Genomic DNA, 13,392 nt, shown 5'->3' with positions numbered 1-13,392 from the left:
CTTAATTACTCCTGTAATGCCTGCATGTAGCGGCTAAACGCCTGTTGTAAACGGTCGGTATCCAGACCGCGCAGAATAAACACCAGCTTCGAACTGGCTAATTCTCCCGGCCAGTCACGCAGATGGACCGGCGGATGCAGCGTGTGCTGTACGCCATGAATTACAATCGGTGTGCTGCTATCGCTGACGCGCAAAATGCCTTTCATCCGCAGCACCGTGCTGCCATGGCAATGTAATAGCATTGATAACCAGATGGCAAATGCTGGCCAGTTTAGCGACTGCTGCAAGGTGATGACGCAGGTTTGCGTTGCCGGATGTGAGGCACTGTGAGCTGTGGGGTGCAGCGTAAATTGCTCATCGGCACACGCGCCGAGCCAGCGAAAACGCTGTTCGCGTGAACCCCGTATTACCTGTGATTGAAACAGTTGCTGCGGCGTTTGCAGCGCCTGTTGCGTATCACTCAATTGCGCCAGCGGATTGAGTTGTTGCAACCAAGTATGCAATTGCTGCGCTTGATCTTCACTGACGCGATCGCGTTTGCTGATCAGCAGTTTATCGGCGGCACTCACCTGCGCCAGCCATTCAGGTTGGGCATCGGCCTGCATTCTGCCGTGTTCGGCATCCACTAAGGTCACCAGCGTGCCTTGCACAAAATGGTGCTGTAATTGGCGATCGTGCAGCAAAGTGGACAGGATCGGCGAAGGATCGGCCAAGCCGGTGGTTTCGAGAATCACCTGCGTAAACGGCGGCAGCAAACCGCGCGCGCGGCGTTCATACAGATCGAGCAGGGCGGTTTTCAATTCGCCACGAATCTGGCAGCAGACGCAGCCGCTCGGCAGTAAAACCGTGTCCGGTGCGACTTCATTCAACAGATGGTGATCGATGCCAACTTCACCAAATTCGTTGACCAGTAACGCAATATCGTTGAGGTTTTGCTGCGCCAGCCAGCTTTTTAATAAAGTGGTTTTGCCGCTGCCGAGAAAGCCGCTGAGTACATGTAGCGGCAGTTTTTCTTCGTATTGCATGGTGGAATTCCTCAGCAATCAGACGCTGTCGGTCACCCTAAATGGCGACCCTACAAAATTGCGCCGGACGGTTGTAGGGTCGCCATTTATGGTGACCGATTTCAGTTCAGATGCCGCGCATTGGACCGTTGATGGTGACATCACAATGACGCGAGCCACTGTTCATCCAACGGATCAATCGGGCGACGAATCATCTTTTCAGCTTCTTTCCACAACACATCCAGCGAATGCACCAGCGTTTGCTGGCCGGTTGGGCTAGCTAACAACCAACTGTTGTGAAATTCGCTCAAGGTTAAGCGCCAGGGTTTCAAGGCGCGATTCAGTAGCTTCAACTGCTGCAAACGCAGTTGGCGTTGAGGCACATCTTGCCGCAGTGGATCGCTCCACTGCGGCCCACTATCGAGCAGGCCGCATACTCCACACATCGTTTACTCCGTTACGGCATCACATCGCCGGAATTCGGGCCAAGCGTTTGACCAACAAACAAATTACCGCCCGGCTCGCTGGCTAACAGCAGCGCAACCGGGGCGACTTCTTCGGCGCGGCCAAAGCGTCCCAGCGGCAATTCGGCGGCTTTGGCCTGTTTCCATGCGCTGTTGATGCCGTCGATCAGCGGCGTTTCAATCGGGCCGGGCGCAATGGCGTTGACCAGCACATTGCTGGCTGAGACTTCCAGCGCCAGCGATTTGGTAAAGCCAATCACGCCGGCTTTGGCTGCCGCGTAGTGACAGAGTTCTGCGCCACCTTTGATACCCAACTGCGAGGCGATATTGATCACTCGTCCCCAACGTTGCGCCAGCATGGATGGCAAAGCACGCTGCGTGGCGAGAAACACGCTACGCAGATCGACCGCCATCATCTCCTCCCACATTTGCAGCGTGATATCGCTACACCTTGCCTGGGTTAACATGCCCGCGTTATTCACCAACACATCAATGCCTTCATATAGCGCGATGCAGCGGTCAACGCCGGCAGTTGCGCCCGCCACGTCGCCCACGTCGGCCACCACGCCTTCGCAGGTGGCACCCAGCTGGCGACAAATCTCCACCATGCTGGCGAGTTTGTCGCTGTCACGATCGGTCAGCACTAACTTCGCGCCTTCACCTGCATAAAGCTGCGCGATGGCCGCACCAATGCCGCTGGCCGCGCCGCTGATCACGCAGCGTTTGTTATTGAGTTGCATGGCTGCTCCTTAATCCGGCCAACGCACGGTTAAACCGCCATCGACAATCAGGCTTTGCCCGGTGAGATAGCTGCTCTCTTCGCTGGTTAGGAAGGCGATCACTTTAGCGATCTCCTCTGGACGACCGACACGATTGAGCGGGATAGCTTTGGCGGCTTTTGCCAGACCTTCTGGGCCGAGTGAGTTTTGCTTATCCAGCGACTGCGGCGTCTCAATTAGGCCAGGAATAATGGCATTACAACGCACACCTTGCGGAGCCAGCTCCACGGCCAGCGAACGACAGATGCCCGGCACCGCGGCTTTGGCCGCCGCATAATGCGTATGATCCTGCCAGCCATACACGCCACCGGCGATGGAGGAAACCGCCACCAAACTGGCACCTGATCCCAAATGAGGCGCCGCTGCGCGGAAGCAGCGCATCACGCCGGTGAGATCGACGTTTAGCATGTCGTCCCAACGCGCATCGGTCATCTCGGCGATTGGTGCGCGGCGCAAAATCCCAGCATTGGCAATCACATAATCCAACCGACCAAAATGGGCGATGCCTTGGGCAATAAAGCCATCAACTGATTCTGTCGCTGCCACATCCAGCGGCAGCCAGATAGCGTCACCGCCAGCGGCTTCAACTTGCGCCGCCGCCACTGCCGGATCGTGTGGATCGGCAGGGTAATAACCGGCAATCACCCGCACGCCGCGCTGGGCGTACAGTGTTGCCAACGCCAGGCCAATACCGCTGGCGGCACCGCTGATGGCAGCAACCGGTTGTGTAGAAGAATGTTGTTGCATGAAAACTCCTTAAGCCTGCGGCTGCGTGGTGGCGGTGGCGTTAACATCCACGCTCTGATGCGCGCCAGCACGGGCAAACAGAATGATGATGCCGGAGATGAAGCACGGCACGGCGCCAAACCACAGCGCAGCATCCTGCCAGTGGCCGCCGCTGCTCAGCACGCTGGTGGTTCCCACGCCAGCAATGATGGCGCCAACCGGGCCCATTGCGCCGATCAATGCCCCGGCGGTCGCGCGGATCGCAGTCGGGAAGCTTTCGCTGATGAAGAACAGGGCAGCGGCGTACGGGCCGATCAGGAAGAACAAACCGATGCTGTACAGCGCAACGATGGTGGCGAAGTTGTCCGGGCAGAACAGCATGCCAGCAAACGCCACGCCACCGAGCATCCAGCCCACCGCGATGGTATTGCGACGGCCAATGCGATCGCCAAGCCAGCCGTGTACCAGATAACCGCAGTAGCCGACGAGGTTCGACAAGATCAAAATCAGCAGCGAGTTGTTAAAGGAAACATCGTGAGTTTTGGTGATCACCGTGGTGCCAAGCACGCTGAAAATCTGAATCGCAAACCAGTTAATCAACACCGCTGCGCCGAGTACCAAGGTGGCGCGCAGTGACGGGCCACGGAAAGCCGCAGCCAAACCGGCGCGATGCTGTTCTTCATAAGGAACCTGATAATCCGCTGCGACCTGGCGAGCATCTTTATCATTGCCTGCCGCGCGCAGTTGCTGGATCTTTTTCTGTACTTCGAACTGTGGCGTCTCTTTCAACTTCAAGGCCAATAGCGCGATCACCAGCGAGGGCAGTGCAGCAAAAATAAAGCTGCCTTGCCAACCGATGATCGGCATCAAAATGGCGGTTAATGCCGAAGCCACCAACGCGCCAACCGGCCAGCCGCCTTGTACCAGGCTATAGACAAAGCCTTTGCGCTTGTTGAGTTTGGGGTCATCAATGGCGGTGTACAACTCGGATAAATAGGTGGCGTTGACGGTCTGTTCGGCGTAACCCAAGCCCGCTACCGAACGAATCGCAGTCAGCGCGCCTTTGCCCCAGGAACCGCCAACAGCGGTGAGCAGTGAACACAGCGCCGCGCCACCCACGGTGACGACAATGCCCATGCGGCGTCCGAGGCGATCCACCAATGGTCCAATCGCCAGCGCGATCACCGCGCCACCGACCGCCACCCAAGTGGCGATTTCGGCTTGCTCAACCTCGCTCCAGCCAAAATGGCCGCCAATTTCCGGCAGCAAGGTACCGAAAAGAATGAAATCGTATACGGCAAAAACCCAGGCGAAAAAAGCAATCCAGGTGGCAAATTTCACATCCCTGATGGTCAACTGCTGCGGCTGCCAGCCATTTACGGAGATTTTGTTAAAGATGCTCATAGCGCTATCACTCTGTCAGGGGTTAAAAAACGGTTAATGGGCGCAGTGCAATACGCCCTTAAGCGCAGGCTCAGCGCGGTTGGCGCGCTTTAAAGTCATCGGCGATTTCATCGAAAGTCACGAAACGCACGCCTTCGTGGCTGCGGATGTACTGGATCAAACGCTCCAGCATCAGCAACACTTGCGGACGACCAGACACATCCGGGTGAATCGTCATGGTGAATACCGCGTAATCGTTCTCGCGATAGACCCAATCGAACTGATCGCGCCACATCTCTTCCAGGTGACGCGGATTGACGAAGCCGTGGCTGTTAGGCGACTTTTTGATGAACATCATTGGCGGTAGATCGTCGAGATACCAGTTGGCCGGAATCTCAACCAAGTCCGTTTCTTCGCCACGCTCCAGCGGTTTCATCCACGTATCCGGATGCTGGCTGTAATCGATCTTGGTCCAGCTGTCGCCGACGCGAACGTAATAAGGATGGAAATCGTTGTGCATCAGGCTGTGGTCATACTTGATGCCTTTTTTCAGCAGCAATTCGTTGGTGACATTGCTGAATTCCCACCATGGCGCGACGTAACCGGTTGGACGTTTGCCCGCCAGTTGGCTGACCAGTTCGATACTGCGATCAAGCACCGCTTCTTCCTGTGCTGGCGTCATGGCAATCGGGTTTTCATGGCTATAACCGTGAATACCAATTTCATGCCCGGCATCAACCACCGCTTTCATCTGCTCAGGGAAGGTTTCGATCGAGTGACCGGGAATAAACCACGTGGTGCGCAGATTGTGTTCGGCAAACATTTTCAGTAAGCGCGGCGCACCCACTTCACCGGCGAACAGCCCGCGAGAGATGTCATCTGGCGAATCTTCACCGCCGTATGAACCTAACCAGCCGGCGACGGCATCAACGTCTACACCAAATGCGCAAAGGATTTCTTTGGCCATTTTTGAGTTCCTTCAGGGTTGTGTTGCAGAAAATTCAGCGCGAGCAATATTGCCCTGCGCGAGTACATCGGCTGCCGCTTGGGCAGCGCGTAACAATCGGCGGTCTTCACCGCGGGGTAACGAGAAAAGCAGGCTGGTGAACAAGCCGTTATCTGCCACGCCGCTCGGCAACGCCACGCCGGGCATATCCAGCAAACTGCCGGGCATGGTCAGGCGCAGCGTGGCGGCATTGGTGGCAGCAAACGCCTTGGCGTCAGCCATCAATGGGGCATACAACGGCGCAGTGTGATTGACGGTGGGGGTGATCAGCACCGCGCCATCGAGTTCGTTTTGCAGCGCTTGCTGCCAATTCGCGCGCTGGCGCAGAAAATCGCTGAGCAGCGTTGGATTTAATTGTCCGGAAGCCAATAAACGACTGCGAATAAAAGGATCCATTTTTTCGGATTCCGGCGAATTCAGCAGTGCGGCATGCAATTGATAGGCTTCAATCGCGCCGGGCCAACCGTGGGTGGCAATCCACTGCAACGCCTGATGGAAGGCTGAAATCTGGCGGAATTCCACCGCGTAACCGGCGGCCGTCAGCAGCGCCAAACATTGATAACCGTTGGCGCGTACCACGGAATCGGCGTGATCGAGCAGGGCGGGATCGGCGACAAAACGCGGCTTGGCAGCAAGTTCGTGCGTAGTGCCACACAGAATGTCATCCAGCGCACGGGCGTCACGCACGCTGCGACACAACGGGCCGAGCGTATCCAGTGAAGCCGCCAGCGGGAACACACCGAGATCGTTATAGCGTTGACGACTGGCGCGATAACCGGTGATGCCATTGAATGCCGCCGGAATGCGAATCGATCCGGCGGTATCGGTGCCCATCGCAAAACAGGCCAAACCGGCTGCCACCGCGCGCGCCGAACCGCTCGATGACCCGCCCGGCACATGCTGCGTGGCGTGATTCGAATCCAGCAATGGCGTACCAAACGCCGGATTGATGCCCAAGCCGGAAAAGGCGAATTCGCTGAGATTGGTTTTGCCGATTGTGACCATGCCCGCTTGGGTGAGTTGGGCCACCAGTGCGGCATCTTGTTGTTCGAGCATCACATTATTGCGCGTAGCGGAACCCGCTGTGGTGCGGGTTGCAGCGAGGTTAAACAGATCTTTCCACGCCAACGGAATGCCATCTAATGCACTTAAGGGCGCGCCTTGTTGCCAGCGCGACGTGGCGGCCGCCGCTTCCGCGCGGGCGCGTTGTGGCGTCAACGTAATAAAGATGCTGCTGCTTTGCTCAGCGGCACTCAGGCAAGCATCAACAAATGCAGATGGCGTGATCTTCCCCTGCGCGTACAGAGCGGCAATCGCACAGGCATCAATCTGACCTTGTTGGAACTGTTGGCGGACAATCTCAGCGTTCATACTCACCTTAAATGTACATTTAAAAACAAAATCCATTTAAACATAGCAAGTACGATGCCAAACCAGAGAGATCAAAGGGACTAAATTGTGATCTTTGTGTATTAAATTTGATAAAGAAGCGCTATTTCAGTAGGTTGAGTTGAGCATTTTAGCGGTGAATTGCGATCGTTTTGAAATCGTGGATATTTCTACAAGATGGATATTTAATTTAATGATCCGTTATTGTGCACTCTGCACTACAACAGTGCTGCTGCATGATGCGGGTTTGTCCGAGGGAAGATGTGATAATGTATCGCGATAAAAACAGGACCGATGAAATGAGTATGCCGACAAACAGTGCTCGCGCGCCCAAGGATGAAACGGGATCTGCGCGATATGAAGCCATTCGCCAGGTTTTACATAACATTCTGGTTCAACAGCGAATTCCGCAGGGTTTAGTGTTGCTGGAAGGGCCGTTAGCGCAGCTGTTTGGCACCAGTCGTGTGCCGGTGCGTCGCGCGTTGAGTTTGTTGCACGAAGAAGGGCTGATTGCACGCTTCGAAGGGCGTGGCTTCATCGTGGCGCAGGATGCCGAGGAAGTTGAACCGCTGCGTGTGGCGTTAACGCGTGAACTGTTTGGGCTGGATGAGCAACAAGAGTTGGTCGATACCCGCAGCAGCGGCGAGAAAGTGCTGGAGAATCTGCAAATCGTCCTGTCCACCGCGATGGTGTTTGGCTGTTATCAGGTTGATGAGCAGAAAGCGGCGCAGCATTACAACATCAGCCGTTCGGTGATCCGTGAAAGTTTGATGCGGCTACGCGATAAAGGTCTGGTAGAGAAAGAGCCGTATTCGCAATGGTTAACCGGCCCGCTGACGGCGCGCGAAATCGCTGACCATTTTGAAATTCGCGCCAGCCTTGAACCCACCGCGCTGCGCAAGGCCGGACAACATTTGTCGGTAGAGTGGCTCACCGCTTCGTTAGAGAAAGCGCAAAAATACAAAGGCAAGCAGCTCACCGCGACAGAATTGGAGTGGTTGGAAGAAGATCTGCACGTGCGCTGCCTCGAACCGGCGGGCAATAAGTTGATGATGCAAATCCTGCGGCAGAATCAATCGCCGTTTATCGTCACGCGTATCTTTTATGATCTGCTGGCGATTCCGGTAGAAACCGCGATGCTGGAAGAGCATTGCCTGGTGTATGAAATGTTGCTGAAGGGAAATTGGGAACTGGCCGCGGCTTGTTTACGCGATCATCTGGAACGTGCGCAGGTACGCACCCTGCAACGACTTAAAGTGTTGTCAGTGTTGCCTGTGCCGAGTTTGCCGGAATTTATGGAAGCGCGTTAAGTTTAGGGGTATGAGCAGAAGTTATAGAAGCTGAAATAGCATTGCTGCGCGGATGAATATAATTTTTTTAATTTAATTATAAGAAATAAATATAAGAAAGATCACTTCACAACAATTATGAAGTGATCCTCAATTGCACATCAATCAATTGAAAGCTGATGAATGGCTAATGCAGCGCGAGCGGCTTCTTTGCCTTTCTTGATAAAGTGTTCGGTATAGAAGTTTTCAATCACATCAACCGGCTGGAAATTATGCGGGGTTAATGACACGGAAAATACCGGCACATTGGTGCTCAGCTGCACATTCATTAGGCCATCAACTACCGCTGCGGCAACGAAATCATGGCGATAGATACCGCCGTCAACCACCAGCGCGGCGCAGACAATCGCATCGTATTTGCCGGTTTCTGCCAAACGTTTTGCTAATAATGGCATTTCAAATGCGCCCGGTACTTCCAGCACTTTTAATTCTGCTTGCACGGATTGATCGGCTAATTCTTTTTCAAAACCCACCAACGCATTGTGGACGATTTCTTTGTGCCAGCCGGCTTTAATAAATGCAATTCTAATATTGTTCATAATTATTCCGACATCACCTGTAATTTGTTTCGCGCCAATAAAATTAATGTCTTTATATATCATATGTTACGGTTGTGATCCACCGGCGGCGCGTAGCGATAAATGCCGTTTATGGAAGGTCGCCATTTAAGGTGACCGCGATTAACACCAATCCCATGCTAATGCTGCGGTTATTCCATGCTTGACGGCAGCCAGCCGCTGCAATACAAATAGACGCGTCGGGGGAGTCTCACCAAAGAGACTGAGAGGCTAATAGCGCACTGCGCGGTTTAGCGACCCTTTGAACCTGACCCAGTTGATACTGGCGTAGGAAGACTGACAGTCTGTGGTTTGGGCTGTCTGGCGCAAAGGTTACCTCTCTCGCGCCATTTCCCTTCTTCGGTATCTGCGGGTCTCAGCTAACACTGAGAGGCCGATGTGAATTCCCCATTTTGCAACAACCTGGAAGCTGCGCTGTGAGTCGCTGGAGCGTGCTCGGCTGCGGCGTGGCCGGTTTGTGTGTCTCCACTCTGCTGGCAGAACGCGGTGAAGACGTTGAGGTGATCGACGATGAATCGCGCCGCCCGGCATCGTGGTTTGCTGGCGGTATGCTCGCGCCATGGTGCGAAGCGGAAAGCGCGCCGCGCGAAGTGATTACTCTCGGACAACACTCCGCAGCGTGGTGGCAGCAACGCGTCAGTGGCGTTGAACATCACGGCACGCTGGTGGTTGCACCGCCGCGCGATAGCCAGGAACTCAATCGCTTTGCGCGCATGACCGAGCAGCACCAATGGGTTAATCCCGGCGAGATTGAACCGGCACTGGAAGGGCGTTTTGCGCGCGGTTTGTTCTTCGCCGGGGAAGCGCATCTTGATCCGCGTCGCGCGCTAACGGAAATGCGCGAGCAGCTAACGCAGCGCGGCGTGCGATTCAAAACAGAACATCCTCAAGGCCAGATTATCGATTGCCGTGGCATTCACGCCGCCCCTGAATTGCCGCGCCTGCGTGCAGTACGCGGTGAGATGGTGATCTTGCACAGCGACGAGGTGCAGTTTTCCCGTCCGATTCGCCTGCTGCATCCGCGTTTCCCGTGCTATTTAGTGCCGCGCCGCGATGGCCATTTCATGCTCGGCGCCACCATGATCGAGAGCGACGATGCTAGCGCTATCAGTGCGCGCGCCATGATGGAGTTGCTTAGCGCGGCCTATGCCATTCATCCGGCACTTGCCGAAGCGCGTATTGTGGAAAGCGGTAGCGGGCTGCGCCCGGCCTATCCGGCGAATTTGCCAGAAATCGATTATCAAAACGACACCTATTATCTTAACGGCATGTATCGTCACGGTTTTCTGCTGGCCCCAATGTTGGCAGAGCAACTGATGCAGCGCCTTTTCGCGGAGCAATCTCATGAATATTCAGCTTAATGGTCGGGCGATCAGCACCCAGGCCAGCAATCTCAGTGAATTGTTGATCGAACAGCAAATTGATGCTGCCTGCGTCGCCACCGCCTTCAATGGCGCGTTTGTGCCGAAAAGCCAGTATGACGCGCAACTGCTCGACGAAGGTTGTCAGCTGGAAGTGCTATCACCGATGCAAGGAGGCTGACCATGTTTTACGATTTTGCCGGTCAATCACGCTTCCTGTTGGGCACCGCGGGCTATCCTTCGCCAGCGATTTTGCAGCAGGCAATTGCCGCGTCAGGCACCGAAATCATCACCGTGAGTTTGCGACGCGAAGGCACAGCGGGCGCAGCATTTCGCGAATTGCTAACCGGACTGAATCTGCGCGTGCTGCCCAACACCGCCGGTTGCCACACGGTGAAAGAAGCGGTCACCACTGCGCACATGGCACGTGAATTGTTCAACACCGCGTGGATCAAACTGGAAGTGATCGGTCATGCCGACACGTTGCAACCCGATCCCTTTGCGTTAGTGGAAGCCGCGCGCATCCTGTGCGATGACGGTTTTCAGGTGTTTCCCTACACCACCGAAGACCTGATCGTCGGTGAAAAATTGCTGGCAGCAGGCTGCGAGTTGTTAATGCCGTGGGGCGCGCCGATCGGATCGGGTCAAGGCTTACGCAATATTGAAGGCTTGCGCGCGATGCGTGCGTGGTTCAGCGATGTTCCGTTGATCATTGATGCGGGCATTGGCGCGCCATCACAGGCGGCGCAGGCGATGGAGATGGGCTTCGACGGCATCTTGCTGAATACCGCCGTAGCGAAAGCGGGCGATCCGGTGGTGATGGCTAACGCTTTCCGCCAGGCGATTGAAGCCGGACACGCCGCATCCCGCGCCGGATTGATGGAAAAACGCGATATGGCCGCTGCTTCCACGCCGATTTTTGGCCTGGCCAACTTAAGCTGAGAGGCGGAGATATGGAACGTTATCAGCGCCAAATGATGTTGCCGGAAATCGGTGAAGCCGGGCAGCGCAAACTCCGCAACGCGCGGGTGCTGGTGGTGGGGGCGGGCGGATTAGGCGCGACCTTGTTGCCACAATTGGTCGGCGCTGGCGTCGGCTATATCCGTTTGTATGATGACGATCAGGTGGCGCTGCACAATCTGCATCGTCAAACGCTGTTCACCATGCAGGATATCGGTCAGCCCAAACCCAGCAGCGCGCAGCAAGCATTGCAGCTGCGCAATCCTGAAGTGCAGATCGACGCCGTGCAGCAACCGCTAAGCGTCAGCAATATGCAAACTGCGCTGGCCGGTTGCGATTTGGTCATCGATGCCGCCGATAACTTTGCCGTGACCTATCAACTTTCTGATGCCTGTTGGCCCGCAGGCATTCCCTTAATCAGCGCGTCGGTGTTAGCAAGGCAAGGTTATGTCGGTGGATTTTGCGGCACAGCGCCGAGCTATCGCGCGCTGTTTCCAACCTTGCCGCGCTCGGCCGCTAACTGTAACACCGCAGGCGTGATGGGCCCGGCGGTCGCCACATTGGGTGCGATGCAAGCGCAGATGGCGCTCAGCGTGCTACTGGATTTGCAACCATCGCCGCTCGGCTGCGTGGTCAACTGCGACTTCGTAAACTGGCACTTCCGCCAATTTCGTTTTGATGGTGCGGAAGAACCGGCCAACAGCGTGCCGTTTATTGATCGCACCTTGTTGCGTGCCGACGATTGCATTGTGGAGCTGCGCAGCCATGAAGAAGCGCCGACCAGCGTGGCGCAGCAGGTGCAACGCATCCTGCCGCCCGCCATTGCAACGTGGCAGCCGCCGCAGGATAGGCGCATCGTGCTGGTGTGCGCCAGCGGCATACGCGCCGCGCAGGCAGCGACAGAACTTGCACAGCGTGGATGTGATCGCTTAGCGATTTTGGCAGCAAATCGTCCATGAGCCAGGATATTGTTTTCAACCACGTCAGTTTTGGCTGGGATGACAAACCGTTGTGCCAGCAGCTTAATCTGCATCTGCGCGGCGGTAAAACTACGGTAATGCTGGGGCGCAGCGGCATCGGCAAAAGTACCCTATTGCGTCTTCTGGCAGGATTGCTCACGCCGCAGCAAGGAGAAGTGCAGGGCGTTTCAGGCCAAGTCGCGTGGATGGGGCAGCAAGACCTGCTCTATCCGTGGCTGACGGTGCTGGAGAACGTAATGCTGTCGGCACGGCTCAGCGGTGAGAAGCCGGATCGACAACGCGCCTTATCGCTGCTGGAGCAGGTAAAACTCGGCGACGTGGCGCATGCGCCGCCCAATCATCTTTCCGGTGGCATGCGTCAACGTGTGGCTCTGGCTCGAACGTTGTATGCACAACGCGAGGTGGTGCTGATGGATGAGCCGTTTGCCACGCTGGATGTGATGACCAAACTCAGCCTGCAAACGCTGACCGCCAGCTTGTTGAAAGGCAAAACCGTGCTGCTGGTAACGCACGATCCGCTGGAAGCCTGCCGTATGGCCGACGATATCCTGCTGCTGGAAGGGCAACCGTTAACCATTGAAAACTGGCCCATTCCCGGCGGTGATGCGCCACGCAAACTCGACGATCCCGGCCTGTTATTGGCGCAGGGCCAACTCTTTTCCCGACTGAATCAACATGAAAAATCTGTTTAGCGCGATCTATTTGATCGTGGTGTTGCTGTGCGCGTGGCTATTGGCGCGCCACAGCGGCGTACCCACTTTTCTGCTGCCTGAGCCGCAGTCGGTGTTGGAAGCGCTGTGGCAACATCGCCAACTGTTGTGGCATCACGCGCTGTATACGCTGGCGGAAATCGTGTTGGCGCTGTTGGTCGGCGTTGGTGCGGGCGTCACGTTGGCGGTAACGATGGCGGCCAGTCCGCTGATGCGCCGTATGCTGTTCCCGCTGGTGACGGCCAGCCAGGCGATTCCGGTGTTTGCGCTAGCACCTTTGCTGGTGCTGTGGCTCGGCTTTGGTATCGCTTCGAAAGTGGTGGTGGCGGCATTGATCCTGTTCTTTCCGTTATGTCTGTCGCTGTTTGATGGACTCTGCCGCACGCCCAGCGGCTGGCTGGAACTGGCGCAAACCACCACGCAATCACGCTGGCGTATTTTCTGGCAGGTGCGCTGGCCCGCAGCCTTGCCACAGTTCTTCTCTGGCTTACAAATGGCGGTGGTGCTGGCACCGATTGGCGTGGTGATTGGCGAATGGGTTGGCGCCAGCGAAGGGTTGGGCTATCTGATGATGCAATCCAACGCCCGGCTGGAAACCGCCACCAGTTTTGCCGCGCTATTGCTGTTACTGATTTTGGCGCTGCTGCTGTCTGGCAGCGTGGCGCTGATCCGCAAGAAAACCCTCTGGCAATCACAATAAGGA

General features: G+C 55.9%; 15 protein-coding genes and 1 riboswitch. Of the genes, 7 read left to right on the top strand and 8 right to left on the bottom strand.

Annotation, left to right across the window (positions count from 1 at the left end; all coding sequences use genetic code 11):
• Window positions 1-5: 5 nt before the first annotated feature.
• The 7 genes from ACPUC7_RS08185 to ACPUC7_RS08155 form a co-directional block, all read right to left on the bottom strand.
• Entirely contained in the window at window positions 6-1,025 is a 1,020-nt protein-coding gene (locus ACPUC7_RS08185) for a CobW family GTP-binding protein (protein ID WP_494922502.1), read from the bottom strand.
• 140 nt (window positions 1,026-1,165) lie between these two features.
• Window positions 1,166-1,450 carry a hypothetical protein gene (locus ACPUC7_RS08180; RefSeq protein WP_494922501.1) on the bottom strand — a complete coding sequence of 95 codons (285 nt, stop codon included), beginning with the start codon at window positions 1,448-1,450 and terminating at the stop codon, window positions 1,166-1,168.
• Window positions 1,451-1,461: 11 nt separating this feature from the next.
• A complete protein-coding gene (locus ACPUC7_RS08175; protein ID WP_494922500.1) occupies window positions 1,462-2,208 on the bottom strand; it encodes an SDR family NAD(P)-dependent oxidoreductase in 747 nt (248 codons plus the stop codon).
• Window positions 2,209-2,217: 9 nt separating this feature from the next.
• Window positions 2,218-2,994, bottom strand: a complete 777-nt coding sequence (locus tag ACPUC7_RS08170) for an SDR family NAD(P)-dependent oxidoreductase (RefSeq protein ID WP_494922499.1) — start codon at window positions 2,992-2,994, stop codon at window positions 2,218-2,220.
• Between the two features lie 9 nt (window positions 2,995-3,003).
• Window positions 3,004-4,377: an MFS transporter gene (locus ACPUC7_RS08165; protein ID WP_494922498.1), complete on the bottom strand. Its 1,374-nt coding sequence runs from the start codon at window positions 4,375-4,377 to the stop codon at window positions 3,004-3,006.
• 70 nt (window positions 4,378-4,447) lie between these two features.
• The gene (locus ACPUC7_RS08160; RefSeq protein ID WP_494922497.1) at window positions 4,448-5,323 is read right to left on the bottom strand and encodes a polysaccharide deacetylase family protein; all 876 of its coding nucleotides are present in this window, start codon (window positions 5,321-5,323) and stop codon (window positions 4,448-4,450) included.
• Window positions 5,324-5,335: 12 nt separating this feature from the next.
• Window positions 5,336-6,733, bottom strand: a complete 1,398-nt coding sequence (locus ACPUC7_RS08155; protein ID WP_494922496.1) for an amidase family protein — start codon at window positions 6,731-6,733, stop codon at window positions 5,336-5,338.
• A 317-nt stretch (window positions 6,734-7,050) separates the two neighbouring features.
• Between ACPUC7_RS08155 and ACPUC7_RS08150 the strand changes: the two genes are divergently transcribed.
• Window positions 7,051-8,061: a GntR family transcriptional regulator gene (locus ACPUC7_RS08150; protein WP_494922495.1), complete on the top strand. Its 1,011-nt coding sequence runs from the start codon at window positions 7,051-7,053 to the stop codon at window positions 8,059-8,061.
• Window positions 8,062-8,201: 140 nt separating this feature from the next.
• Here the strand turns inward: ACPUC7_RS08150 and ACPUC7_RS08145 are convergent, their stop codons facing one another.
• A complete protein-coding gene (locus ACPUC7_RS08145; RefSeq protein WP_494922494.1) occupies window positions 8,202-8,639 on the bottom strand; it encodes a 6,7-dimethyl-8-ribityllumazine synthase in 438 nt (145 codons plus the stop codon).
• A 210-nt stretch (window positions 8,640-8,849) separates the two neighbouring features.
• A riboswitch (TPP riboswitch) is annotated at window positions 8,850-8,969 on the top strand.
• A gap of 125 nt (window positions 8,970-9,094) precedes the next feature.
• On the opposite strand from ACPUC7_RS08145, the gene ACPUC7_RS08140 reads away from it, so the two are divergent.
• The 6 genes from ACPUC7_RS08140 to ACPUC7_RS08115 are packed head-to-tail and all read left to right on the top strand — an operon-like array spanning window position 9,095 to window position 13,389.
• Entirely contained in the window at window positions 9,095-10,039 is a 945-nt protein-coding gene (locus tag ACPUC7_RS08140; protein ID WP_494922493.1) for an FAD-dependent oxidoreductase, read from the top strand.
• The gene (gene thiS, locus ACPUC7_RS08135; protein WP_494922492.1) at window positions 10,023-10,220 is read left to right on the top strand and encodes a sulfur carrier protein ThiS; all 198 of its coding nucleotides are present in this window, start codon (window positions 10,023-10,025) and stop codon (window positions 10,218-10,220) included. Before ACPUC7_RS08140 ends, thiS begins: the two co-directional genes overlap by 17 nt.
• A gap of 2 nt (window positions 10,221-10,222) precedes the next feature.
• Window positions 10,223-10,981 (top strand): thiazole synthase, encoded by a 759-nt coding sequence (locus ACPUC7_RS08130; RefSeq protein WP_494922491.1) that lies wholly within the window; start codon window positions 10,223-10,225, stop codon window positions 10,979-10,981.
• 11 nt (window positions 10,982-10,992) lie between these two features.
• Window positions 10,993-11,958: a ThiF family adenylyltransferase gene (locus tag ACPUC7_RS08125; RefSeq protein ID WP_494922490.1), complete on the top strand. Its 966-nt coding sequence runs from the start codon at window positions 10,993-10,995 to the stop codon at window positions 11,956-11,958.
• A complete protein-coding gene (locus ACPUC7_RS08120) occupies window positions 11,955-12,671 on the top strand; it encodes an ABC transporter ATP-binding protein (protein ID WP_494922489.1) in 717 nt (238 codons plus the stop codon). Before ACPUC7_RS08125 ends, ACPUC7_RS08120 begins: the two co-directional genes overlap by 4 nt.
• Window positions 12,655-13,389 carry an ABC transporter permease gene (locus ACPUC7_RS08115; RefSeq protein ID WP_494922488.1) on the top strand — a complete coding sequence of 245 codons (735 nt, stop codon included), beginning with the start codon at window positions 12,655-12,657 and terminating at the stop codon, window positions 13,387-13,389. Before ACPUC7_RS08120 ends, ACPUC7_RS08115 begins: the two co-directional genes overlap by 17 nt.
• Window positions 13,390-13,392: the final 3 nt, after the last annotated feature.

It is taken from the genome of Pantoea sp. CFCC18179 (genome assembly GCF_059412405.1).
The sequence above is the reverse complement of the archived record's forward strand: the minus strand, read 5'-3'. Positions and strand labels throughout refer to the sequence as shown.